The sequence below is a fragment of the Asanoa sp. NPDC049475 genome, from assembly GCF_040676915.1.
Lineage (GTDB): Bacteria > Actinomycetota > Actinomycetes > Mycobacteriales > Micromonosporaceae > Asanoa.
Genome location: NZ_JBFAPY010000002.1, coordinates 609,007 through 631,778 on the forward strand (window position 1 = coordinate 609,007; position 22,772 = coordinate 631,778).

The 22,772-nt window shown below is 73.2% G+C and carries 22 protein-coding genes; 7 read left to right on the forward strand and 15 right to left on the reverse strand.

Going from position 1 to position 22,772, the window contains the following annotated elements:
• Positions 1–20: 20 nt before the first annotated feature.
• The 5 genes from AB0J88_RS09025 to AB0J88_RS09045 form a co-directional block, all read right to left on the reverse strand.
• Positions 21–1,040, reverse strand: coding sequence for a LacI family DNA-binding transcriptional regulator (locus AB0J88_RS09025; RefSeq protein ID WP_364346815.1), 1,020 nt, complete (start codon positions 1,038–1,040; stop codon positions 21–23).
• Between the two features lie 79 nt (positions 1,041–1,119).
• A complete protein-coding gene (locus AB0J88_RS09030) occupies positions 1,120–3,495 on the reverse strand; it encodes a DUF3376 domain-containing protein (RefSeq protein ID WP_364346813.1) in 2,376 nt (791 codons plus the stop codon).
• Positions 3,496–3,580: 85 nt separating this feature from the next.
• Positions 3,581–3,766, reverse strand: a complete 186-nt coding sequence (locus AB0J88_RS09035) for a UBP-type zinc finger domain-containing protein (protein WP_364347545.1) — start codon at positions 3,764–3,766, stop codon at positions 3,581–3,583.
• A gap of 208 nt (positions 3,767–3,974) precedes the next feature.
• On the reverse strand, positions 3,975–4,442 hold the full coding sequence (locus AB0J88_RS09040) for a hypothetical protein (RefSeq protein ID WP_364346811.1): 468 nt from the start codon (positions 4,440–4,442) through the stop codon (positions 3,975–3,977).
• A gap of 16 nt (positions 4,443–4,458) precedes the next feature.
• The gene (locus AB0J88_RS09045; protein ID WP_364346809.1) at positions 4,459–5,700 is read right to left on the reverse strand and encodes a beta-ketoacyl-[acyl-carrier-protein] synthase family protein; all 1,242 of its coding nucleotides are present in this window, start codon (positions 5,698–5,700) and stop codon (positions 4,459–4,461) included.
• A 29-nt stretch (positions 5,701–5,729) separates the two neighbouring features.
• Here AB0J88_RS09045 and AB0J88_RS09050 point away from each other — a divergent pair, with 29 nt between their 5' ends.
• The gene (locus AB0J88_RS09050) at positions 5,730–6,308 is read left to right on the forward strand and encodes a TetR/AcrR family transcriptional regulator C-terminal domain-containing protein (protein ID WP_364346807.1); all 579 of its coding nucleotides are present in this window, start codon (positions 5,730–5,732) and stop codon (positions 6,306–6,308) included.
• A 47-nt stretch (positions 6,309–6,355) separates the two neighbouring features.
• Here AB0J88_RS09050 and AB0J88_RS09055 read toward each other — a convergent pair whose 3' ends face one another.
• From AB0J88_RS09055 to AB0J88_RS09075, 5 genes are all read right to left on the reverse strand, one after another.
• Positions 6,356–7,132, reverse strand: coding sequence for an ABC transporter permease (locus AB0J88_RS09055; protein ID WP_364346805.1), 777 nt, complete (start codon positions 7,130–7,132; stop codon positions 6,356–6,358).
• The gene (locus tag AB0J88_RS09060; RefSeq protein WP_364346803.1) at positions 7,129–8,076 is read right to left on the reverse strand and encodes an ATP-binding cassette domain-containing protein; all 948 of its coding nucleotides are present in this window, start codon (positions 8,074–8,076) and stop codon (positions 7,129–7,131) included. Before AB0J88_RS09060 ends, AB0J88_RS09055 begins: the two co-directional genes overlap by 4 nt.
• A gap of 89 nt (positions 8,077–8,165) precedes the next feature.
• Entirely contained in the window at positions 8,166–9,008 is an 843-nt protein-coding gene (locus AB0J88_RS09065; RefSeq protein WP_364346801.1) for a DUF4097 family beta strand repeat-containing protein, read from the reverse strand.
• A 31-nt stretch (positions 9,009–9,039) separates the two neighbouring features.
• Entirely contained in the window at positions 9,040–9,558 is a 519-nt protein-coding gene (locus AB0J88_RS09070) for a toxin-antitoxin system HicB family antitoxin (RefSeq protein ID WP_364346799.1), read from the reverse strand.
• Between the two features lie 65 nt (positions 9,559–9,623).
• Positions 9,624–10,802 (reverse strand): FAD-dependent oxidoreductase, encoded by a 1,179-nt coding sequence (locus AB0J88_RS09075; protein WP_364346797.1) that lies wholly within the window; start codon positions 10,800–10,802, stop codon positions 9,624–9,626.
• Between the two features lie 113 nt (positions 10,803–10,915).
• Here AB0J88_RS09075 and AB0J88_RS09080 point away from each other — a divergent pair, with 113 nt between their 5' ends.
• Together AB0J88_RS09080 and AB0J88_RS09085 are read left to right on the forward strand one after the other, a co-directional pair.
• Positions 10,916–11,881: a Ku protein gene (locus AB0J88_RS09080; RefSeq protein ID WP_364346795.1), complete on the forward strand. Its 966-nt coding sequence runs from the start codon at positions 10,916–10,918 to the stop codon at positions 11,879–11,881.
• A gap of 25 nt (positions 11,882–11,906) precedes the next feature.
• The gene (locus AB0J88_RS09085) at positions 11,907–12,878 is read left to right on the forward strand and encodes a Gfo/Idh/MocA family oxidoreductase (protein WP_364346793.1); all 972 of its coding nucleotides are present in this window, start codon (positions 11,907–11,909) and stop codon (positions 12,876–12,878) included.
• Here AB0J88_RS09085 and AB0J88_RS09090 read toward each other — a convergent pair.
• From AB0J88_RS09090 to AB0J88_RS09105, 4 genes are read right to left on the reverse strand one after another with little or no spacing between them, the layout of a single operon-like run.
• Positions 12,875–13,516 (reverse strand): response regulator transcription factor, encoded by a 642-nt coding sequence (locus tag AB0J88_RS09090; protein WP_364346791.1) that lies wholly within the window; start codon positions 13,514–13,516, stop codon positions 12,875–12,877. The two genes, AB0J88_RS09085 and AB0J88_RS09090, sit on opposite strands and share 4 nt — an antisense overlap.
• A gap of 1 nt (position 13,517) precedes the next feature.
• On the reverse strand, positions 13,518–14,741 hold the full coding sequence (locus AB0J88_RS09095) for a sensor domain-containing protein (protein ID WP_364346789.1): 1,224 nt from the start codon (positions 14,739–14,741) through the stop codon (positions 13,518–13,520).
• The gene (locus AB0J88_RS09100; RefSeq protein WP_364346787.1) at positions 14,738–16,027 is read right to left on the reverse strand and encodes an ABC transporter permease; all 1,290 of its coding nucleotides are present in this window, start codon (positions 16,025–16,027) and stop codon (positions 14,738–14,740) included. Before AB0J88_RS09100 ends, AB0J88_RS09095 begins: the two co-directional genes overlap by 4 nt.
• The gene (locus AB0J88_RS09105; RefSeq protein WP_364347542.1) at positions 16,024–16,713 is read right to left on the reverse strand and encodes an ABC transporter ATP-binding protein; all 690 of its coding nucleotides are present in this window, start codon (positions 16,711–16,713) and stop codon (positions 16,024–16,026) included. Before AB0J88_RS09105 ends, AB0J88_RS09100 begins: the two co-directional genes overlap by 4 nt.
• A 138-nt stretch (positions 16,714–16,851) precedes the next feature.
• Between AB0J88_RS09105 and AB0J88_RS09110 the strand changes: the two genes are divergently transcribed.
• Positions 16,852–18,180, forward strand: a complete 1,329-nt coding sequence (locus AB0J88_RS09110; RefSeq protein ID WP_364346785.1) for an AI-2E family transporter — start codon at positions 16,852–16,854, stop codon at positions 18,178–18,180.
• Positions 18,181–18,206: 26 nt separating this feature from the next.
• On the opposite strand, the gene AB0J88_RS09115 is transcribed toward AB0J88_RS09110, so the two are convergent.
• Positions 18,207–18,854: an NAD(P)H-binding protein gene (locus tag AB0J88_RS09115; RefSeq protein WP_364346783.1), complete on the reverse strand. Its 648-nt coding sequence runs from the start codon at positions 18,852–18,854 to the stop codon at positions 18,207–18,209.
• 173 nt (positions 18,855–19,027) lie between these two features.
• Here AB0J88_RS09115 and AB0J88_RS09120 point away from each other — a divergent pair, with 173 nt between their 5' ends.
• From AB0J88_RS09120 to AB0J88_RS09130, 3 genes are all read left to right on the forward strand, one after another.
• Positions 19,028–19,390 carry a hypothetical protein gene (locus tag AB0J88_RS09120; protein WP_364346781.1) on the forward strand — a complete coding sequence of 121 codons (363 nt, stop codon included), beginning with the start codon at positions 19,028–19,030 and terminating at the stop codon, positions 19,388–19,390.
• Positions 19,387–19,701, forward strand: a complete 315-nt coding sequence (locus AB0J88_RS09125; RefSeq protein WP_364346779.1) for a hypothetical protein — start codon at positions 19,387–19,389, stop codon at positions 19,699–19,701. Before AB0J88_RS09120 ends, AB0J88_RS09125 begins: the two co-directional genes overlap by 4 nt.
• Positions 19,702–19,798: 97 nt before the next feature.
• On the forward strand, positions 19,799–22,756 hold the full coding sequence (locus AB0J88_RS09130; protein ID WP_364346777.1) for a glycosyl hydrolase: 2,958 nt from the start codon (positions 19,799–19,801) through the stop codon (positions 22,754–22,756).
• Positions 22,757–22,772 lie beyond the last annotated feature (16 nt).

A 22,772-nucleotide genomic window follows, 5' to 3' on the forward strand; every position in this document is an offset into this window, starting at 1 on the left:
ACGGTGTAGCGGATGACCAGTCACCGGCCGGGTTGGGCGGTGCTGCCTCGGACCACCAGGTGGGTGGCCAGCTCCATCCGGGTCGACTCCAGGCGTTCGCCGTTGAGGATGCGGAGCAGCGTGCGGGCCGCGGCCACGCCCATCTCGTGCAGGGGCTGCCGCACCGTGGTCATCGGGGGAGCGGTCCATTCCGCGAAGTTCAGGTCGTCGAAGCCGACCACGCTGATGTCACCGGGGATCGTCCGGCCCGCCCGGCGCACCGCCTCGTAGACGCCTGTCGCCTGCTGGTCACTGCCCGCGAAGATGGCCGTCGGCGGCTCGGTCAGGGCCAGCAGCGCCTCGGCGCCGCGCAGGCCGCCCTCGTGCATGAAGTTGCCGTAGCGGACCAGTTGCCGGTCGGCGGGCAGGCCGGCCGTCTCCAGCGCCGCCCGGTAGCCCGCGATCCGGGCGCGGGTGCACTGGAGGCGCTCCGGACCGCCGATCGCGGCTATCCGGCGGTGACCCAGGCTGATCAGGTGCTCGGCGGCCGCGTACCCGCCGGCGAAGTTCGTGGCTCCGATCGACGCCACCTCCGGTGGTGGCTGGCTGACGCCGTCGACGACGACGATCGGGAGGCCGCGCCGGTCCAGGTCCGCCTGTTGCCGGCCGGTGAGCTCCGAGAGCACCAGGATCGCGCCCTGGGAGCCGCGGGCCAGGGCCGAGTCGACCCAGCGGCGGGTCAGGGACTGCCGGTTGTGCACGGTGGAGACGACCAGGGCATGGCCGGCGGCTTCCAGGACCTCCTCGACGCCCGAAAGTATTTCGAGGCCCCAGACGCTGTCGAGGTCGTTGATGACCAGGTCGACGAGGTCGCTGCCGCGCCCGGCCCGGCGCACGGCGCGCGGGCGCCGGTAGCCCCGTTCCGTGAGCAGGCGCTCGACGCGGCTGCGGGTGGCCGCCGAGACGTCGGTGTGGCCGTTGAGCACTTTGGACACCGTGGAGATCGCGACATTGGCCTCCTTGGCGATCTCCGCCATGGTGGGCCGGCCGGTGGCTGCCATAAGTTTCGAAAACCTTCGATCCAAGGGCTGTGTCGGCACCGTACACCCCTGGTCGGCAAAGCGAAACAACTCTCGAAACTCAGGAGTTCACGACCGGTTCGGGCGGCGGTGGCTCCGCCGCGGCCAGCGTCCGCAGGGCCGCCGTGAGGAATCCGACCAGGACGGCCAGCACGAGCCCGAACGCCGTCCAGCGGAACACCGGGTCGCCGCCGTGGTAGAGCGCCACGGCCCCACCCACCAGGCCGCCGAGCGCGAACACCACCCCGGCGAAGCCGAGCAGCACCAGGAGCGACCGGTTCCGCAGCCGGGTGGCGACCCGCGCCGGGTCCTCGCGCAGCGCGCTCCAGAGGCTGGACCGCAGCGGACCGGTGCAGGAACGCGCCAGGCGGTTGAAGAACGACAGCGCAGCGGGGCGGTCCTCGGCCACCACCGCCTCTAGGGTGTGCTGCCAGGTGGCCCGGGCCGGGTCGACCGAGGCGAGACGGCCGTGTGTGAGCAGCCGGGTCACCGACCGGGCCACCCCGGTCGCGGTCGCCCGGCCGGCGTCGGTGCGCAGGAACGCCCTGGCCCGCTCCCGGGTGTCGCCCGTGACGTGCTGGTAGGCCGTGGCCAGCCGGGCCACCAGGGCGGCACCGTCGGCGGCTCCGGCCCGGCCCGCCTCGTCGTCCAGTAAGGACATCTGGACCTGCGCGACCCGCCGCGCGACCTCTGCCTCGGGCTGGCCGTGCAGCACGAGCCGGACCAGGTGGGCCGCGGCGTCCAGCCGGCCCCACAGCCAGTCGTGAGCCCGCCCGCTCTCGGTGGCGACCACTCCGGACAGCTTGCGCCCACCGGCGTCGCGGTAGTCGCCGAGACCGACCAGCGGGCTGTCCACGTCCGGACTGATCCGCACGAGGTCGAACGGCGGCGTGTGCGGCCGCGCCGACGGCGCCGCGAAGGCCCGCGCCAGCACCTCGGCCGCCAGCGCCCGCTCGACGACCACCGGCGCGGGTGTGCCGACCGACTCCGCGTAAGCGGCGGTCGCCGCGCGCAGCACGACCAGCAGGTGCTCCCGTACCCGCTGCTCGACGATCACCGCGTCGACCAGGGTGGCGAGGTCCTCGTCCGACGCCTCAGGGCCGATCCCCGCGGCGGCGGCCCGGGACCGGGTCGCGCGGCGCACCGCGTCGTCGATCGCCAGGATCTTCGTCAGTGCCGCACTCAGGCTCAGTGCCAACTGCCGCGGTGCGGCGCACTCCGGCGCCGACTTGTCGCCGTCGAGGTGTCGCCGCACCTCGCGCAACAGGGTCGTGACGACCTGCCGGGCGGCCGGCATTCCCCACGTCCACAAGGGACCGTCGAGCGCCTGGTCCAGCCGCGCGCCGACCGGGGGCACCCACAGCGCTTCGAGACCGACGACGTCGACCCGCTCCTGGCGGCCCAAGTCGGTGGCGAGCAGGCGGCGAGCCTGCCAGATCCCGTCGACGGTACGCGTCCGCCGGTACTCCTCGACCAGCCCGGTGGCGGTGGCCTGCAGGCCGTCGTCGGGCAGCCGGTCGAACAGCCGGTCGACGGGCGACTCCGCTGCGGCCGCGAGGCGGTCATCGAGGGCGTCGACGTCGCCGCGGAAGCGGGACAGACCGAGCGAGCTGGAGACGGCCGAACGCAGCGGAGAGCGCGGCCCGACATGGGCGAGGACACGCCGGTACGGCCCGTTGACCGTGCGCTGACCCATCTCCTCGACCACCGGCGCGCTGTCCGGCGCGCCGCTGTCCACGAGGAACCCCGGCAGGTCGTGCGGTTGTCGCGCGTCCGGGTGCACGCGCAGGGCCAGCAGCGGCTCCTCGCTGACCGGCTCGAAGGCGCCCGGCAGGCCCGCCGCCGCCCGCGCCGCGGTGACCAGGGCCTCGTCCGCGGTGAAGTCGTTGCGAACCGTCGGGTGCGGACCGACCTCCGGGTCGTGCACCTGCCGCTGGGGGTCGGCGACGAACCGGTAGAGCCGGCGGTGGTCCGGGTAGCTTCCGCCGGTGGCCGTCGCCCCCACGAACAGGGTGACCGGTTCGCGGGGCACGCCGCCGCGTTGCGCGACGCGCTGTGCCCGGGGGCGGACGGCGGAACGGATCAGCCTCGTGAGGTACGCGCCGTCGAGCAGGCTCCGCGGTCTCTCGGCGGTGTCGTCGAGCAGTTTGCCGGTGGCCAGCACGGCGTCCCGCACCCACAGGTCGCGCAGCTCGGTCGGCAGCGGCTCGCCGGCGGCGACGGCGCACGCGAGCAGGGTGCCGTTGAGGCCGCCGGCGCGCGTACCCGCGATGATGTCGACCGTGACCGTGGTGTCGGCGTCCCGGCACAGGTCGCGCCACGGTCCTTCGGCGCGGCGGAGCCGGTCGATCTCGTGGGTGACGCCGCCCAGCCAGACGGCGTGGCTCACGCCCCCGTCGAGGACCAGCGCCAGGCGCAGCTCGGTGTTCGTCGACATCGCTCGCTCCTGCTCGGTGCCCGTGCCGGAAATCCGGGCATACCTCGCAAAAGTTTTGCATGACCGGCGGGTGCCGGTGGCGGGTTCAGCCGAGCAGCTCGTCCGGATAGCACCAGCGCCACGACTCGCCGACCTCGGCCGACTGGATCACCGGATGGCCGGTCGCGTGCGAGTGCTTCGTGGCGTGGCGCGGCACGGACGAGTCGCAGCAGCCCACGTGCCCGCAGGTCAGGCAGACCCGCAGGTGCACCACCGGCTCGTCCGTCGGCAGGTGGTCCTCGCAGGTGGTCGGACGGCCGACGTCACGGGCCGGCGCCTCGCCCAGGTGCTCGCAGAGCTCCGGCTGGTAGACCGGCAGCTGTCCGGACCGCGCGAGCTGCCGGAACAGGCGCAACGGCTTGTCGTGGCGTTCGTCGTCCGGATCTCCACGGTGGCGCCTCAGCACGATGTCGCTCCCACAAGGTCAACGTAGCGCGCCGTCATTCGGCGTGCTGGGCCAACTCGGTGGCGGCGCGCTCGAGTCGCGCCGCGAACGTGGCGGGATCGACGAGGTGCGCCACCAGCAGCACGCCGTGCCGGGCGGAGACGTCGGCCGGCAGCGGCGGTTCGTCCGGGTCGGGTTCGTGCACGCCGAGCGCCCCGGCGAGCAGCAGCAGGACGACCTGCGGGTCGACCGCGGCCTGCCATTCCCGGGCTCCGGTCACCACCGCGGTCAGCGTGTCCTGCACGTCGGAGCTGTCCAGCCCGTCGGGATGGCCTTCTTCGAGCGCGTGCCGCGTGACGGTGCCGAGCAGCAGGCCCACCTGCGCCGGGTCTCCGGCGGCCAGCCGGGCGATGGCGGACTCGAACGCCTCCGCGTCGCGCGCCCCGGCCGCCAGCACCGCGTCGTCAGCGGCGTCCGCGATCGGTCGCGCCACCGCCGGCACCGCGTTCCACTGTCGTCTCACCCCCGAACCCTAACGGTCAGGCCGGAGCGAAGATCACGGACACGTTCTGGCCGCCGAAGCCGAAGGAGTTGCTCAGCACCGGACCCGGGCGGACCGTGCGCGTCCCGCCGGTCACGACGTCGAGGGCGACCTCGGCGTCCTTGGTCTCCAGGTTGAGCGTGCGCGGGATCACGCCCTCGACCGCCGAGAGCAGCGCGACGATGCCCTCGACCGCGCCGGCCGCGCCGACCAGGTGGCCGATGCTCGACTTCGGCGCGGTCAGCACCGCGTCGGGGCCGAGCGCCGCCGAGACGGCGGCCGACTCGCCGATGTCGCCGACGACGGTGGACGTGGCGTGGCAGTTGACGTGGACGATGTCGGCGGGCTCGAGGCCGGCGTCGGCCAGCGCCCTGCGGATCGCCCGGATCTGGCCCGCGCCCGTCGGGTCCGGCCCGGTGATGTGGAAGCCGTCGGCGGTGACGCCAAAGCCGGCCAGCCGGCCCAGCACGCGGGCGCCGCGCGCGGCCGCGAAGTCGGCGCGCTCGAGGATCATCGCGCCGGCACCCTCGCCGAGCACGAAGCCGTCGCGGCCCGTGTCGAACGGCCGCGACGCGGCGGCGGGGTCGTCGTTGCGCCGGCTCAGCGTGCGGGCCTGCGCGAAGCCCGCGATGGTCAGCGGTTTGATGGCCGCCTCGGTGCCGCCGGCGATGACCACGTCGGCCTCGCCGTCGCGGATCAGCCGGGCGCCCATCGCCAGCGCCTCGGCACCGGACGCGCACGCCGACACCGGTGTGTAGACGCCGGCACGGGCGCCGTACTCGATGCTGATCCAGGCCGCCGGGCCGTTGGGCATCAGCATCGGGATGGTCAGCGGCGAGACCTTGCCCGGCCCGCGCTCCTCGATGAGGTCGTCCTGGTCGAGCAGGGTGGTGACGCCGCCGATGCCCGTGCCCATCGCCACGGCCAGCCGCTCGGGCTCGACCTCGGGCGTGCCGGCCGCGACCCAGGCCTCGCGCGCGGCGACGAACGCCGCCTGCTCGGCGCGGTCCATGCGGCGGGCCTGCACGCGGGTCAGCGCGTCGGCGGGGGAGACCGGCATCGGCGCGCCGATCTTCGTCGGCAGGTCGTCGGCGAAGGCGAACCCGTCGACCAGGTCGTCGATCCGGCGGACGCCGGAGCGGCCGGCGAGCATGCCCTGCCACAGGGCGTCGACGTCGCCGCCGAGCGGGGTCGTCGCGCCGAGCCCGGTGACGACGACATCGACTGGAGAGGTGGACATGCGTTAGTTGTATCGCATACAACTAAGGGGTGTCCACCGCCGTGCCGCCCAGGGTCCGCGGGCGACGCACCCGTGCGCTGATCCTCGACCGGGCCGTCGACCTGTTCGCCGAACGCGGGTTCGACCAGGTCAACGTCGCGCAGATCGCGGCGGCGGCGGGTGCGCACCCCAACCAGATCACCTACTACTTCGGCTCGAAGGACGCCCTGTTCGTTCACGCGGCGTTCCTCATGTTGTTGCGCGACGCGGCCCGGCTGGAGCCGATCGGCCGCCGCCAGCGCACCCCGGCCGCCTTCCGCGCCGCGTTGTCCCGCACCGCCCTCGCGCTGCCCTCCCTGCCGGCGGTGGTCGAGGCGATGTCGATCACGCGCCGCCGCCCGGAGTTGCGGACGCTGGCCGAGCAGAACCTGACGGTCCTGTTCCGCCAGGCCGAGCACTACCTGACCGCGATCCTGAACCGGCGCGGGTGGTCGATCGACCGCGGCCCGGAGGTCGAGGCCCGCACGTTCTGGAGCGCGGTGCTCGGCGCCCGCCTGATCGCCGAGTCCGGCTACCCGGGCACCTCGGCCGACGTCGACGTGGCGGGCGTCCTGACGGTGCACGACTGACAGCACGGACCCGGCGGGCCAGGTGGCCGCGCCGGGTCCGGAGGGGATTACGCGCCGCGGGGGCGGTTGTACAGAGCCCGCGACCAGAAGAAGCCGACCGCCGCGAGCACCACGCACCAGCCGATCGCCCACCAGACGCTGGTGCCGATGCCCGAGCCCATCAGGAGGCCGCGCAAGGTCTCGATGATCGGCGTGTACGGCTGGTGCTCGGCGAACCAGGCGACTCCGGCGGGCATCGAGTCGGTCGGTAGGAAGGCGCTGGAGATCAGCGGCAGGAACTGCAGGATCAGGGTGAGGCTGTTGGCGCCCGCCACCGTCTTGGTGGCCAGCCCGAACGCGACCGCCATCCAGGTCAGCGCGAACGTCAGCATCGCGAAGACCCCGAACGCCGCCACGTATTCGACCGGCGTCGCCGACGGGCGGAAGCCCAGGGCGACGGCGACCAGGACGACCAGGACACCGCTGATCAGCGTACGGACGAGGCTGCCGATCACCTGGCCGGTGAGCACCGACATGCGGGCGATCGACATCGTCCGCAGCCGGGCGATGAAGCCTTCGAGCATGTCCTGGTTGATTTTGATGGCCGTCGCCGCCGTGCCGGTGCCGGCGGCCATCAGGATGACGCCCGGCGCCACGTAGTCGATGTAGCGGCCGGCGCCCGCCGGCAGGAAGTCGGCGCCGAGCGCGTTGCCGAAGACGCCGACGAACAGCAGCAGGAAAAGCACCGCCGTGCCGATGCCGCTGACGGTCATCACCGGGTAGCGCAGGGCGTGCTTGAGGTCCCGGCGGAACATCGTCACCGAGTCGATCACCGTGGCGGTCATCGGACACCGTCCTTCGTGTACGCGGCGGGGGCTTTGGCAGTGAGGGCGAGGAAGACGTCGTCGAGGTCGGGGGTGTGCACCGAGAGGCCGTCCGGCTCGACGCGTTCGTGGGCCAGTCGGTCGAGGAGGGTACGCAGCGTCGTCACCCCACCGTCGCCGGGCACGTCGAGGGTGAGCGCGTCGTCATCCCGCGTGCCGTCGGCGAACCGGCGGGCGGCGTGGTCGAGCCGGGCCGGATCGCTGAACTGGAGCCGCACGTGGCCGCCTGGCACCAGCCGCTTGAGCTCGGCCGGCGTGCCCTCGGCCACCAGCAGCCCGCCGTTGAGCACGGCGATCCGGTCGGCGAGCTGGTCGGCCTCGTCGAGGTACTGCGTCGTCAGGAAGATCGTGGTGCCGGCGGCGACCAGCTCCCGGACGCTCCGCCACATGGTGTGCCGGCTGCGCGGGTCGAGCCCGGTGGTCGGCTCGTCGAGGAAGATGATCCGGGGCCGGCCGACCAGCGTCATGGCCAGGTCGAGCCGGCGCCGCATGCCGCCGGAGTACGTGACCGCGGTCCGGCCGGCCGCGTCGACCAGGTCGAAGCGCTCGAGGAGCTCGGCCACGCGTTCCCGGCCGGCGCGCCGGCCCAGGTGCAGCAGGTCGGCCATCAGCTGGAGGTTCTCGGTGCCGGTCAACATGTTGTCGACGGCGGAGAACTGGCCGGTGACACCGATCGAGCGGCGTACGCCCTCGGGGTCGGTGGCCAGGTCGTGCCCGGCGACGGTGACGGTGCCGGCGTCGGGCGCCTGCAGGGTGGTCAGGATCTCGACGGTGGTGGTCTTGCCGGCACCGTTCGGGCCGAGGAGGGAGTAGACGGTTCCCTCGGCCACACGCAGGTCGATGCCGTCGAGCACGGTGTGCTTGCCGTACGCCTTGCGCAGGCCGGACACCTCGATCGCGCTCATGGTGTGTTCCTTCCTTTGGTACCAGGGCAGCATTGGTAGCCATGGCAGCATCGCTGCCGCGGCTCGGTGGGTGGTGAAGCGGGCGGCGGTCAGGCCCGGTGGATCACGATGTCTCCGAAGTACGTGCGGGCGCGCACCTCGACGGTCTCCTCGCCCTCGGCGGGTCCGGCCGAGCCGTCCAGCGTGTTGCGCACGGCGCCGTTCTTGACGTCGAGGTCGAGCCAGGCGGCGGTGCCGGTCGGGATGCCCACCTCGAGCGAGCCGGCGGCGGTCTCGAGGGAGACCCGGCCGCGCACCGCTTCCAGCACCCGCAGGCTGCCGTTGGCGGTCTTGAGCGCTGCGCCGCCCCGAGCCCGGTCGACCGCGATGTCGCCGTTGGCCGCGTTGGCCCGCAGCGCGCCGCCGACCTCGCCGACCCAGGTCTCACCGCTGGAGTTCTTGACCGTCGCGGTGCCCTCGACGGCGCCGATGTGCAGCCGGCCGGTGCCGGTCGTGACGTCCGCGTCGCCGGCGACCCGGGCGACCGTGATGTCGCCGGCGCCGGTGTCGAGCCGGAGCTTGCCGGTCTGGTCGAGCCGGATGGCGCCGAACCCCGTCTTGTAGCGGGTCTCGCCCAGCGTGCCCTCGGCGTCCAGGTCGCCGGCGCCGTTGTCGCCGTCGAGCCGGGAGCCCGCGGGCACGGCGAGCTCGACCTCGATGCGGCCGGTCTTGGCGCCGAGCCACCGGGTGAGGTTCTTGGGCGTGCGGATCCGCAGCTTGCCGTTGGCGTAGTCGACCTGGGTCTCCTCGGCCATCTTCTTCGAGCTGGCGGCCGAGCTGCCCGGGCGCACCTCGACCTCGGTGGTGTCACGGTCGCCGGCGGTGATCCGCACCTGGGCGACGACCAGGCTGAGGTTGACGTCGATCGGGTCGGGAGTGGTGAACGTGGGCATGGTGGTCCCCTCGGGTGGAGTCGGAACTGGGTCAGCGGACCCAGCCGGTGAAGCGCTGGCCGCTGTCGTCGACGACGTGGGTGGTGGCGGTGCGCTGTTGCTGGTCGGCGTCGAGGACGCTGGCGGCGGCCCGCACCAGCCAGGTGTTGACCGAGACGTGGGCCCGGCCGGCTGCCGCCTCGACGCGGGCCTTGAGCTCGTCGGGGAGGCGGAGGTTGATCCGGGCGGAGGCGGCGCCGGCGGTGAGCGCGTCGTCCACCGGGGCGGCGGTCGGCTGGGCCGCCCGTGGTGCCTCCGTGATGCCACTTGGCATCACCGACACCACGAACTGCGGGTCGCGGCCGCGCAGCCGCACGTCGACCGAACCGGGCGCGAGCTCGCGGGTGATCTCGTCGGCCGCGGCCGACAGCGCCTCGAGAAAGGCCAGCCGGACGGCCGAGTCCAGCGGAGCGGTGAGTCGCTCGGCGAGGGCGCGGGCGTCGTCGCCACCGGCTTCGGCGGCGACCGCCAGCTCCTCGCGGAGCTTGTCGACGTAGGGCGTCAGGTCCATGGCACTACTATGGCACCACGATGGCACCACACGCAAGGGCGCGTGGTGCCATCGTCGGAAGAAACTCAGTAGGTCGGCAGGTCGATCGCCGTCGCCGCGCGGTGGATCGGCTCGACGACCTTCGCGAGCAGGCGCTCCTTGCCCGGCAGGCGGTTCATGACGGCCAGCAGGCGCATCGACATTCGCACCTGGCCCCGGCTGCCCAGCACCATCCGCTTGATGTTGGCCGGCCCGAGTCGCTGGTTGCGCTCGACGAACGGGCGCATCCGCCCCTCGTAGCGGCGCGGGCCGTCGTCGAGCCCGGCGGCCGCGAGCTCGCCGGCCAGCACGTAGGCGCCGACCAGCGCGAGGCTGGTGCCCTGGCCGGACGCGGGGGAGGCGCAGTAGGCGGCGTCGCCGACCAGCGTCACCCGGCCACGGGACCAGCTGTCGAGGCGGGCCTGGCTGATCGAGTCGAAATAGAAGTCGTCGGCCCCGGCCAGCCCGTCGAGCAGGCGCGGCACCTCCCAGCCCTCGTGCGCGTACGCGTCGGTCAGGAACGCCTCCTGCGCCTCGCGCCCGCGCGGACGCTCACCGCCCGGGTCCGTGAACAGGAACATCGCCTTGGCGTCGGCCTGGCCGGCGGTGCTGTAGACCAGCGTGGTGCGGCCCGGCCCGACGTAGGTCAGCTCCTCGCGGTCTAGCCCGAGGTGGTTGGGCACCGAGTAGATCGCGACGTAGTGGCCGAGGTCGTGCACGCCGCCGTCGCCGAAGGCCAGCGCGCGGGTGTGCGAGCGCAGCCCGTCGGCGCCGACCACCAGTTCGTATGCCTCCTGCCGCCCGCTCTCGAAGGTCACGACCGGGCCGATCGCGGTGATCGCGTCGCCGAACCGGTAGTCGACCCGGCCGCCGGTGGCCTCGCGCAGGAGCCGGGCCAGGTCGCCGCGGAGAAGCTCGGCGTCGTCGTGCGCCCGCCCGCCGAAGGTGTCGGCGTCCATGCTGGCCACCCGTCGCCCGGTCGCGTCGACCACCGAGCCGGTCCGCACGCCGGTGCGGTGGGCACGGACCGCGTCGAGGAGGCCCATCCGCTCGACAACCGTGAGGGCCGCGCCGCGGAGGTCGACCTTGTAGCCGCCATCGCGGGGTGCCTCCGCCCGCTCGACGACGGTCACCCGCGCGCCGTGCTCGGCCAGCCACCAGGCCAGCGCCGTCCCGGCGATGCCAGCGCCCGAAACCAGGACCTTCGCGTTCGCGATGCGTGTCATGACGAAGATGGTACGCACGTCTTAGACAGCTGTGCAAGACGCTTGTTTGTCAGCGGCTGGCCGGGTTCCGATGCGAGGCTCACGGGTATACCGATTCGCGGGAGGTGGTGGCGATGGCGCGTCCGATCTGGAGCGGTGTGATCAGCTTCGGGCTGGTGGCGGTCCCGGTGCGGATGTACTCGGCGACCCGCGAGCACGAGGTCTCGTTCCATCAGTTCGAGAAGGACACCAGCGACCGCATCCGCTATCAGCGGGTCAACGAGCGCACCGGCAAGGAGGTCGAGTACGCCGACATCGTCAAGGGCGCGGACGTGGGCGGCGGCGACTACGTGATCCTCGACCCTGACGAGCTCGACTCGATCGCGCCCGGCCGGTCGCGCAGCCTGGAGATCCACACCTTCGTCGACCTCGACGAGATCGACCCGATCTCGTACCAGAGGGCCTACTATCTCGGCCCCGGTCGCGAGGAGTCGGCCCGGACCTACGCCCTGCTCCGCGACGCGATGGCCGACGCCAACCGCGCCGCGATCGGCACCCTGGTCATGCGCGGCAAGGAATACCTCACCGCGATCCGCGGCGTCGGCGACGTCCTGGTGCTCCAGACCATGTACTTCGCGGACGAGGTGCGCGACCCGTCGGACATCGGCGACATCCCAGGCAAGATCAAGCTCAAGCCGGCCGAGGTCAGCATGGCCGGGCAGCTCATCGACTCGATGACCGGCGGGTGGAAGCACGAGGAGTACCGGGACACGTACACGGACCGGGTCAACGAGCTCATCGAGGCCAAGCAGGCAGGCCAGGAGATCACCGCGACCGAGGCGGCACCGGCGGCGACCGGCGTCAGCGACCTGATGGACGTGCTGCGCCGCAGCGTCGAGGACGCCCGCTCCCGCCGCGGCAGCGCCAAGAAGGCGCCCGCCAAGAAGGTTCCGGCGAAGAAGGCGCCCGCGAGGAAGACCGCCGCGAAGAAGGCGCCGGCGAAGAAGACGACTGCCAAGAAGACCGCGACGAAAGGTACGACCAAGAAGGCGGCAGCGAAGAAGACCACGGCGAAGAAGTCCGGCCGCCGGGCGGCGTAGCGGCACTCACGAGCGGGGGGCTCTGGTGAGTCGGTCAACGGAGCAGATCGGTGTCGGCATCATCGGCACGGGCTACATCGCCACCGCCGGTCACGGGCCGGTGGTGACCGCGGCAGCCGGCGCGCGCCTGGCGGGAGTGCTGTCCCGGCGGCTCGACGCGGCCCGGGAGTTTCTGACCACGATGGAGGTCGACGCCGCGAGGCCCTACGACGACCTCGACGCGTTCCTCGCCGACCCCGGCATCGGTCTCGTCGTCGTGGCGTCGCCCGACGGGCTGCATTTCCCGCAGGCGGAGGCGAGCCTGCGCAGTGGCAAGCACGTCATCGTCGAGAAGCCGATGGCCCTGAGCCTCGCCGAGGCACAGACCCTCGTGGACCTGGCGGCGGAGCGCGGCCTGGTGCTCGCGGTCAGTTACCACCTGCGGTGCCACGCCGGGCACGAGCTGCTCCGGCGGCGGATCCTCGACGGCGCGCTCGGCGCCCTCCGCTACCTGCGGCTGGCCTGGTCGTATCCGATCGACGAGTCGAACTGGCGGGCGCGCGGCGACATCGCGAGATGGTGGTCGCTGTCCGCGACCGGCACCCACTGCATCGATCTGGCCCGCTGGTTCGCGGACGACATGGGCGACTGGACCCGCTTCGAGGCGGTCCTCAACAACACGCGGTGGGGTGGCCGCGACGAGTCGGCGGTCATCGCCGCCCAACTCGCCTCCGGAGCCAGCGTCGACGTGCTGGGCTCGATCCAGTTCGACGAGTACACCCGCATCGAGCTCTTCGGCGACCGCGGCTCGGCGTTCTGCGAAGGCACGCTCGGTCCCGAGGGCGGCGGCACGATCGTCCTCAACGGAGAGCCGCTGGACTTCTCGCCGACGAACCCGTTCGCGGAACAGCTCGATCGGGTCCTGGCCGCGATCGACGGCCGGGCCGACGGGCCGCCCGCCGACGGCGCGGTCGGCCTGCGAGCGGTCCGCGACCTGCTCCTCGCCGAGCCGGGCTAGCTGGCCTCCAGATAGCGCAGGACCGCCCGGACGCGGCGGTGGTCCTCGGCGGACGGCGGCAGGTCGAGCTTGGTGAAGATGGCGGTCACGTGCTTCTCGACGCTGCGGCCGGCCAGGTGGAGCTCGGCGGCGATCGCCGGGTTGGAGCGGCCCTCGGCGACCAGCGCGAGGATCTCCCGCTCGCGCGCGGTCAGCCGGGCCAGGCCGGCGTCCGGCGCGGCGAACAGCTGCCGGATCACCTCCGGGTCCAGGGCCACGCCGCCGTCCGCGATCCGGTGCAACGCGTCGAGGAACGCGGCCGTGCTGACGATCCGGTCCTTGAGCAGGTAGCCGACCCGCTCCGGATGGTCACGCAGCAAAGCGTTGGCGTAGACGGTCTCGACCCACTGCGAGAACACCAGGACGCCGGTCGCCGGGTGGGCGGCCTTGATCGCGATCGCGGCCCGGACGCCCTCGTCGGTGAACGTCGGCGGCATCCGGACGTCGACGACGGCCACGTCCGGGCGGTGTTCCGCGACGGCGGCGAGCAGACCGGTGGCGTCGGAGACGGTGGCCAGCACGGTCACGTCGTGGTCGGTCAACAGCGCGGCGATGCCGTCGCGCATCAGCGCGTTGTCCTCGGCGATGACGACGCGCATCTCAGGCCGCCGGCAGGCTCATGGTCACGGTGGTCGGTCCACCGTCGGGGCTGGCCACCTCGAGCCGGCCGTCCAGCGCGCCCGCGCGGGCGACCAGCCCCCGCAGGCCCGTACCCGAAAGCGATGGTGCCGCACCCCCGCGGCCGTCGTCGGTCACGACCAACCGTAACCAGCCGCCGGCGCTGGTGAGCGAGAGCCGCACCGTGGTCGCGTTCGCGTGCCGGGCGGCATTGCTCAGCAGCTCGGCGGCGGTGAAGTAGAGCGTGGTCGCGGCGTCCGGCGGCGGAGGCCGGTCGAGGTCCACGGAGAGCGACACGGGCAGGCCGCTACGCGCCGCCAGGGTGCGCAGCGCCGTCGGCAGCCCGGCGTCCAGCGCGGGCGGGTGGATGCCACGGACGATCTCGCGCAGCTCGTCGAGCCCTTCGGTCACTGTCGACCGGGCCGCGCCGACGAGATCCTTGACGTCACCGTCCGCGGGGTCGAGCCGCTTCTCGATCCGGGCCAGCGTCATTCCCAGCGCCACGAGCCGGGCCTGGGTGCCGTCGTGCAGGTCGCGTTCGAGCCGGCGCAACGTCGTCGCGGCGTCGGCGGTCAGCGCCGCGCGGCTGGTCACCAGCTCGCCGATCCGCCGTTCGGCGGGGCCGGGCGCGAGCAGCAGGAGGGCCAGGTTGCGGTCGACCGCGACCAGTCCGCGCAGCAGCCACGGGCACAGCAGCAGTGCGGCCGCGCCGACCGCCGCCGCGTAGCCGGTCTCGGGCCGGCTGTCGACGCCCGGCAGGCCCAGATCCCGGGTGCCCGCCTCCCACCACAGCGGCGAGGTCAGCAGCAGAGCCCCGAAAACCGTGCCGAGCAGGGTGATGTACGCGGTGACGGCGGCCAGCGGCGCCTTGGCGAACGCGTACACGGCCGCCCGCCACGCCCGCCCGTCGGTCAGCACCTCGCGGCCCCGGGCGACCGCCGTGCGGCCGGACAGCGGCGGCGGCGCCGACAGGTCCCATCCCAGCAGCGGGCGGGCCACGAAGCCGAACCAGCCGGGCAGCTGCCGGGCCAGCAGCAGCACCCCGACCAGCAGCGGCAGCCCGACGACGGTGAGCGCCATCGGCGCCGCGACCAGCAGGGCCGCCGGCACCAGCACGGCCGGCGCCGCGAGCAGCAGGCTGGCCAGCGCGTACGCCATCTCGCGCCAGGTGCGCGCCGCGAACGGAGCGAGCAGCACCGCGCTCACCCGATCTCTCCGATCGGCGGGCGCCGGGTCAGCAGCGCGGCCGGGAGCACGGTGCCGGCGGCGACGACGACGGCGGTCGCGAGCGCGCCGACGGTGAGGGTGGCGGCCGGCACATAGGGCACGTGGACCATCGGCACCAGGGTCACGCCCGCCACCGCGGCGGCGAGGACCAGCCCGGTGACCGTCACGATGCCAGCTTCGCAGACCACGACCGCCAGCACGCGCCCGCGCGTCGCGCCGGCCAGCTCCAGCAGGGCGAGGTCCCGGCGCCGGCCGACCAGGACGGTGGCCAACGTGTTGACCGCCGCGACGGCCGCGAACAGGCAGTAGACCGTGGTGCCCGAGTAGTCCAGCCAGGCCTCCGCCGCCGGACCTTCCCGGCCGGTCACGTGCGCGGTCGTGGTGTGCACCGCCACCTTCACGGCGGCGAACGCGACCGTCAGCACCAGCGGCACCAGCGCGCCGGACAGTGCCCGGGACAGCACCGCCACGCTGTCGGCGGCCAGCCGACCGGTGCCACCGGCGAGGGCGAGCAGCGGGCGACCGAGCACGACCGAGGACCGGAGCACGAACGGGCCGAGCAGCCCGACGCCCACGCAAAGCGCGAGCATGACGAACAACGCCGCGTCGTCGGCCGCGTCGCCCGGCAGATCGGCGATCGACACCGAGAGCGTGCCGCCGCCGGCCACCAGCAGCAGGCCGAGCCCGGCCCGGACGGCGGTGAACCGGTGCCGGCGGGTGGCCGCGTCGGCGAGCGCGACCGCGGGCCGGACCCGCGCCGGGCGGACGGCGGCGACCAGCGCGCCGATCGCCGACGTGACCACGAGGACGGCGAGGATCAGCGGCAGCAGCAGCGGCTCGGGCGTGAACCGCGCGCCGACGGGTGCGAGGCCGTGGTCGACCAGGCTGCCCAGCCAGGCCCAGCCGGCCGGCAGCCCGAGCAGATAGCCGGCGATCCCGGCGGGCACCGCCACCACGGCCGCCTCCAGTGCCACCGCACGCCGGATCCGGGCCGGTGTGGCGCCGACGGCACGCAGCAGCGCGACGTCCCGCGCCTGCTGGGCGATCGCCGCGTTCATCGTCACCCCGACCAGCAGGATCGTCAGGTAGACGGCGATCAGGGCAAACGCCGTCAGGGTCTCCGACAGCTCAGGAACGCCGTCCACGGAAGCCTGGACGGTCAGCGTCGCGCTGAGCACCATGGCGGCCACGAGCTGGGTGCTGGCCGGGCCGGCGAACGCCCACCGGTGCGCGCGCAGCGCCTGGGCCGCGATCCCCGTCCTCACGACGCCATCGCCGCGATCGAGGTGACATCCGGGGTGCGGGTGTCGGCCACCAGCCGCCCCTCCCGCAACAGCAGCAACCGGTCGCTGTGCGCGGCGGCGAGCGGGTCGTGGCTGACCATCACCACCGTCACCCCGTCGCGATCGACGGCGGCCCGCAGCAGCCGGAGCACCTGGCCGCCGGTCGTCGGGTCGAGCGCGCCGGTCGGCTCGTCGGCGAACACCACCGCCGGACGGGTGATCAGCGCGCGGGCCACCGCCACCCGCTGGCGCTGCCCACCGGACAGGTCACCGACGGGCCGGTCGGCGAGCCCGCCGAGGCCGACGGCGTCGAGCATCGCCGCGAGCGCGGCCGGGCTGACCCGCGGTCCACCCAGCCGGGCCGGCAGCAGCACGTTGCGGGCGACGGTCAGCGTCGACAGCAGGTTGTAGGACTGGAACACGAAACCGACGCGGTCACGGCGCAGGCGGGTCAGCGCCGCCTCCCGTAGCCGGGTGATGTCCCGGCCGGCCAACCGGACCCGGCCCGCCGTCGGCCGGTCCAGCCCCGCCAGGCAGTGCAGCAGCGTGCTCTTGCCGGAGCCGGTGGCGCCCATCACCGCCACGAACTGACCGGCCGGCACGGCCAGCGAGACGTCTCGCAGGGCCCAGGGCCGCTGTCCGTACCGCCGTCCCAGGCCGTCCGCCATCACCGGTGCGTCATCATCCATGCCGATCAGCCTCGCCGCCGGCAGGCGCCGGCACGACCGGGCCGTCCGCCCAGCAGTGGTGCGGTCGACCGCACCCTCGGGGTTTCCGGGCTGGCCCGGATGGGCAACGCTGGCGGCATGACATGGGTCGAGTCCGTCCGCTCGCGGGCGCGCAGCACACTGAGCTCCGCCGGGCGGCGCGGCGGGCCGCCACCCTTCACACCCCCGCAGCGGCTGGCGCCTCGCGAGACGCCGGTCGTGCTGGTCGACAATGCACCCACCGTCGACGACGGCATTCCCCGTGGCGTACGCGTCGCGGGCGCCTGGGCGTGGCGGATCGTCCTCTTCGTCGCGGCCGCGTACCTGCTGCTGCGGGTGATGGGTCTGCTCCGGGTCGTGCTCATCCCGGTCGTCGTGGCCATCCTGCTCGCGGCGCTGCTGGAGCCGATCGCGGCGGCGATGCGGCGGCGCGGCATGAACAAGTCGCTGGCCGCGGCCCTGGTGCTGATCGGCGGCTTGATCGTCGTGTTCGGCGGGCTAAGCCTGATCGTGCAGACCTTCATCTCCCAGTTCGACAACCTCTCGGACCAGGTCGGCCAGGGCATCGACGAGGTGCAGAAGTGGCTGGCCCAGAGCCCGCTGCACATCTCCCAGGCCCAGGTCAGCGACGCGATCGAGCAGTTGCAGCGGCAGTTCACGGACAACCGCGACAGCCTCGCGACCGGCGCGCTGAGCACGGCCACGACCGTCGGCGAGGTCGTCACCGGGTTCTTCCTGGCGCTGTTCACGCTGTTCTTCTACCTGCGGGACGGCGAGCAGATCTGGACGTTCCTCTGCCGGCTGCTGCCGAGGGGCGCCCGGGTGCCGGTGGCCCGGGCTGGTCACTACTCGTGGCACACGCTTGTGTCGTACGTGCGGGCCACGGTCCTGGTCGCCTTCGTCGACGCGGTCGGCATCGGCATCGGCCTGGCGGTGCTGCGGATCCCGCTCGCGCTGCCGCTGGCCGCCCTGGTCTTCCTGGGAGCGTTCGTCCCGGTGGTCGGTGCCACGGTCACCGGCGCGGTGGCCGTGCTGGTCGCACTGGTCACCCAGGGACCGATCAGCGCACTGATCGTGCTCGCCATCGTGATCGGCGTGCAGCAGCTGGAGGGCCACGTGCTCCAGCCCCTGATCATGGGTCGCGCCGTCGCGCTGCACCCGCTGTCGGTCATCCTGGCCATCGCCACGGGCATCGTGGTCGGCGGCATCGTGGGTGGTCTGGTCGCGGTGCCGATCCTCGCGGTGGCCAACACGGCGGTGCGCTATCTGGCCGACCACCCGACCGGTGAACCGACCCCGGACCGGGAGCCACCCGGCACGGAGCCGGCCGACGAGCCCTCGGACGAGGACGAGGACAAGCCCGACCCGGACGACCCGCCGACGGTGGAGTCGTCGGTCGACCCGCCGGCGCGCCCGGCGCCGGCCTAGCGGCGGGTGCCTGGTTCAGGGCCGGCTTAGAGGGCGGCGATCGCCGTCTCGATCGGGGTGTCGCCGGCGGTGACCTCGAACTGGCGGCGCACCGCCAGGTTGCCGGTCACCACCGCCGCGATCACCGCGGCCACGTCCGCCCGCGGGATGCTCGCGCGGGCAACGGTCTCGCCGACGGTCACCTTGCCCGTGCCGGGCTTGTCGGTGAAGCCGTCCGGTCGCAGGATCGTCCAGTCCAGGTCGCGGCGGCGCAGGTCCGCGTCGGCTGCGCTCTTGGCCTCCAGGTAGACCTCGAAGTCGTCGTCCAGGGCCGGGTCGAAGTCGTCGGCGCCGATCGCGGACAGCAGCACGACGCGGCGCACGCCCGCCGCCGTGGCCGCGTCGGCCAGCAGGATCGCCGCGTCCCGGTCGACCGTCTTCTTGCGGGCCGGGCCGCTGCCCGGGCCGGCGCCCGCGGCGAACACGGCGGCGTCGGCCCCGCGCAGCGCCTCCGCGACGGCATCCAGAGAGGTCTTCTCCAGGTCGAGCACCACGGGCTCCGCGCCGGACGCGACCACGTCGGCGGTCTGCGCGGCGTCGCGGAAGATGGCGACGGGCGTGTGGCCGGCGTCGGCCAGCCGGCGGTTGAGCAGCCGGGCCACCTGGCCGTGGCCGCCGGCGATGACGATCCTCATGCCCCCGACGCTACGCCTGGCCGCCAGGGGAGCGGGCGAGGTGGGCCGGTGGCTCGCCGAAGTCGATGATCAACGGGACGGCGCGCGGCACGGTGGCCGCCCTATGATGAGCGCCTGCCCGGACGATGATCGTCCGGGCTTTCCGTCTACTCAGGACTGTCACGGGGAGAGCGGTGTTGACGTCGTTGGTGCTGGAGTCCCTACCTGAGGCTCTGGTCCTCGTGACCGGGCTGGTGCTGTTGTCCCGGCGGCGCCAGGAACGGATGGCCTCCGGCGCGTTGGCGATGCTGCTCGTCGCGCTGGTCGCGAGCACCACGATCATGGTGCTCTGGCTGGGTCCGATCCTGGACGCCGACCACGACGTGGTCCTCGGCTTCGTGCGGTGGGCGGCCCCGATCGGCACGGTCCTCGAGCTCCTGACCGTGGCCGGCATGCTGCTGCTGGCCGCGTCCATTCTCGGCGGTCACCGGCGGAGCGAGCACCAGATTTCGGTCCGCGAGGACGGCCCGGTCGACCTCGGCGGGGCGGCAAGGTGATCCTGGATCTCGCGTACCCCACGATCGTGCTGGTCGGCCTCGTGCTGGCGGTCCGGCTGCGCCGCCGGCTGGGTCGGGCGGCCGGCGTGGCGATCGCCGGCTTCGCCGTGCTCGCCGCCACCGAGGCCCTGTCCTGGTGGTGGGACGGCATCGCGGAGGAGTGGGCGCGCGGCACCGACTACAGCGGCGGCACGTTGCCCGAGCTGCCGGTCTGGTTGACCGCGACCAGCGCCCTGGGTGCCCTCGCCCAGGCGGCGGGTCTGGCCCTGCTTATCGCAGCCGTCCTCCGCAGGCGACGTCCCCAGGTGTGAGAGCGCTCTCTCGCTCACTGAGAAGCCATTGACATCTGCCGCTGGGTTTGGTGACCTGCTCAGCAACAGAACGCCCCCGACCGTCCCCGGAGGCACCATGAGAACGCTTTCCACAGGATGGCGCGCGACCGCCGTCGTCCTGGCCGTGGCGCTCGTCGCCACGGTTCTCTCCTTCACGATGATCGACCGGGCCGGCGCCGCACCCCTGGGCGCCGGCAGCTACGCCACCAGCCGTCCGGCCGGCGCCGCCGCACCGGTCGCCTGCGCCGGCGTCTCGGCCAACCCGCGCCTCTACGTCACCGCCAACGCGCCCGCCGGCGCCGTGCCGACCAACGACTGGTGGTCGTCGCTGCTCTACAAGCGCGACAACGTCGGCTGCCAGTACTCGGCACCGCTGCACGCGCACCCGATGTCGTTCCAGCCCGCCGCCGACGGCCTCGGCGTCTCCTACACGACCACCGCCACCGTCTCGGGCACGCCGACGACCGTGGGGGAGTACCACTACCCGTACAGCCGGGAGTTCACCCTCGGTGTCGCCGGGCTCAGCTCGCCCGACGTGAAGGTCGACGGCTGGACCGACTGGACCGTCTCGCCCTACTGGTCCGGCAACGGGCGCACCCTGCGCACCACCATCGGGCACGGGCTGCCGTTCGTGTACGCCCAAGTGACCGGAGGCAACGCGGTGCTGAGCTTCCCGAGCACGCCGGCCGTCTGGGTCAACAGCGGCACGCGGGTCGGCTTCACCATGCGTGGCCACGACTACGTCGCCTTCGCGCCGGCCGGGGCCACCTGGACCGTCAGCGGCACCACCATCACGTCCACCCTGGCCGGTCGCGGCTACCTGTCGGTGGCGCTGTTGCCGACCACGTCGTCGACGCCGGCCGCCGAACGCACGGCGCTGGCCGACAGCTATGCGACCTACGCGCACCGGCACGTCACCGGCACCACGGTGAGCTGGTCGTTCAACCAGTCCACCAGCACCGTCAACGCGACCTACGCGTTCGCCACCACCGCCCGCGAGGGCAGCGGCAGCGGCACCGTGGTCAGCCTTTACCCGCACCAGTGGAAGAACCTGGCGGCCGGCACGCCGATCACACCGACGTACGTCTCCGCCCGCGGGCCGATGCGGACCCTGGTCGGCGTGAGCTCGTTCACCACCGCCACGAAGTTCACGGGCGTGCTGCCCGAGGTCCCGGCCGTCGCCACGTCGACCGGCGCCGACCTGGCCACCCTGGGCGGCCTGCTGGACCAGGCGGCCAACAGCGACCCGCTCGCCGGCTTCGGCAACGACACCTACTGGACCGGCAAGGGACTCGGTCGGGCCGCCCGGCTCGCCGAGATCGCCGACCAGCTCGGCCGCACCGCGCAGCGGGACCGGATGCTCGCCGCGATCCGAACCCGGCTCACGGACTGGTTCACCGCGTCATCGGGCAAGACCCAGCGCGTCTTCGCGTACGACGCCGCCTGGGGCACGCTGGTCGGGTTCCCGGCCTCGTACGGCTCGGACACCGAGCTCAACGACCACCACTTCCACTACGGCTACTTCATCGCGGCGGCGGCCACCCTCGCCAGGTTCGACCCGGGGTGGGCGGCGCAGTCCCAGTACGGCGCGATGGTCAACCTGCTCATCCGTGACGCGAACAGCTGGCAGCGCAACGACCCGATGTTCCCGTTCCTGCGCGACTTCGACATCTACGCCGGACACGACTGGGCCTCCGGGCACGCCGCGTTCGGCGCCGGCAACAACCAGGAGTCGTCGTCGGAGGGCATGAACTTCGCCAACGCCCTGATCCAGTGGGGCATCGCCACCGGCAACACCGCGATCCGCGACGCCGGGCTGTTCATCTACACGACGCAGGCCCAGGCGATCCAGGAGTACTGGTTCGACTCGTCGGACACCAACTATCCGGCGGCCTTCGGGCACAGCACGGTCGGCATGGTCTGGGGCGACGGCGGCGCGTACGCCACGTGGTTCAGCGGCGAGCCGGAGATGATCCAGGGCATCAACCTGCTGCCCGTCACGGGTGGCTCGCTCTACCTCGGCCAGCGGCCGTCCTATGTGAACACCAACTGGGACGAGCTGGTACGCAACAACGGCGGTCAGCCGACCGTCTGGCAGGACGTGCTCTGGTCGTTCCGTGCCCTCGGGTCCGGGGGAGCGGGTGACGCGGCACTGGCCGCGCTGCGGGCCAACCCCAGCTATCCCGTCGAAGAAGGGGAGAGCAGAGCGCACACCTTCCACTGGGTGCGCAACGTCGCCGCCCTCGGGACCGTCGATGCCACCGTCACCGCGGACACGCCGCTGTACGCGGTGTTCAGCAAGAACGGCGCCCGCACGTACGTGGCGACCAACGTGACCGCCAACCCGGTGACGGTGCGGTTCTCCGACGGCCGGACTCTCAGCGTCGCGGCCGGACGCACCGCCACCACCGGGGCCTTCACCTGGAGCGGGGGAGGAGGGGTGGCGAACCCGCCGACAGGCGAGCCGACCGACCCGCCGACGAGCAACCCGCCGACCAGCAACCCGCCCACGAGCAACCCGCCGACCAGCAACCCGCCGGTCGGATCCAACCGGCTCTTCGTGCGGTCAGGCGGCCTGCTGTCCACGTCGGCCGGTGCCGGCGCGACCACGGTCACCCTCGCCGCGGCCAACGGCAACTGGGACGGTACCCCGCACAACCAGGCCACCTTCACGCTGTGCGGGCTGCGCGGCCCGGTCAGCGGCGCGACGGCGTTCGCGTTGCAGGTCGACGCGGGCGGCGCGGTGGCACAGGGCGTGCAGGCGCGGATCTCGTACGACCCGTCCGGCACGGGCGCCTACAGCCGGGTCGAGACCTACAACTACTTCGCCACGGACCCGGTCGTCGGCACCGAGACCTACAGCCAGTCGGCCGGGCTGCGCTCGTCGTCGGGGACTCTCGCGGCGATGAACGGCGGCTGTGCGCGGCTGGAGCTCTGGAACGCGATCGGCAACGCGTCGACGACGGTACGGGTCGACGCCACCGCCGCGCAGGGGTGGCAGTCGACGGTGACCGTGCCGTTCACCGTCTCGTAGGCACAGAGGTGGTCGC

Bases quoted from the DNA above. Each gene is read 5' to 3' on its own strand.
- AB0J88_RS09025 (WP_364346815.1), bottom strand. From the start codon at position 1,040: ATGGCAGCCACCGGCCGGCCCACCATGGCGGAGATCGCCAAGGAGGCC.
- AB0J88_RS09030 (WP_364346813.1), bottom strand. From the start codon at position 3,495: ATGTCGACGAACACCGAGCTGCGCCTGGCGCTGGTCCTCGACGGGGGC.
- AB0J88_RS09045 (WP_364346809.1), bottom strand. From the start codon at position 5,700: ATGTCCACCTCTCCAGTCGATGTCGTCGTCACCGGGCTCGGCGCGACG.
- AB0J88_RS09055 (WP_364346805.1), bottom strand. From the start codon at position 7,132: ATGACCGCCACGGTGATCGACTCGGTGACGATGTTCCGCCGGGACCTC.
- AB0J88_RS09060 (WP_364346803.1), bottom strand. From the start codon at position 8,076: ATGAGCGCGATCGAGGTGTCCGGCCTGCGCAAGGCGTACGGCAAGCAC.
- AB0J88_RS09065 (WP_364346801.1), bottom strand. From the start codon at position 9,008: ATGCCCACGTTCACCACTCCCGACCCGATCGACGTCAACCTCAGCCTG.
- AB0J88_RS09070 (WP_364346799.1), bottom strand. From the start codon at position 9,558: ATGGACCTGACGCCCTACGTCGACAAGCTCCGCGAGGAGCTGGCGGTC.
- AB0J88_RS09075 (WP_364346797.1), bottom strand. From the start codon at position 10,802: ATGACACGCATCGCGAACGCGAAGGTCCTGGTTTCGGGCGCTGGCATC.
- AB0J88_RS09080 (WP_364346795.1), top strand. From the start codon at position 10,916: ATGGCGCGTCCGATCTGGAGCGGTGTGATCAGCTTCGGGCTGGTGGCG.
- AB0J88_RS09090 (WP_364346791.1), bottom strand. From the start codon at position 13,516: ATGCGCGTCGTCATCGCCGAGGACAACGCGCTGATGCGCGACGGCATC.
- AB0J88_RS09105 (WP_364347542.1), bottom strand. From the start codon at position 16,713: ATGGCGGACGGCCTGGGACGGCGGTACGGACAGCGGCCCTGGGCCCTG.
- AB0J88_RS09110 (WP_364346785.1), top strand. From the start codon at position 16,852: ATGACATGGGTCGAGTCCGTCCGCTCGCGGGCGCGCAGCACACTGAGC.
- AB0J88_RS09115 (WP_364346783.1), bottom strand. From the start codon at position 18,854: ATGAGGATCGTCATCGCCGGCGGCCACGGCCAGGTGGCCCGGCTGCTC.
- AB0J88_RS09130 (WP_364346777.1), top strand. From the start codon at position 19,799: ATGAGAACGCTTTCCACAGGATGGCGCGCGACCGCCGTCGTCCTGGCC.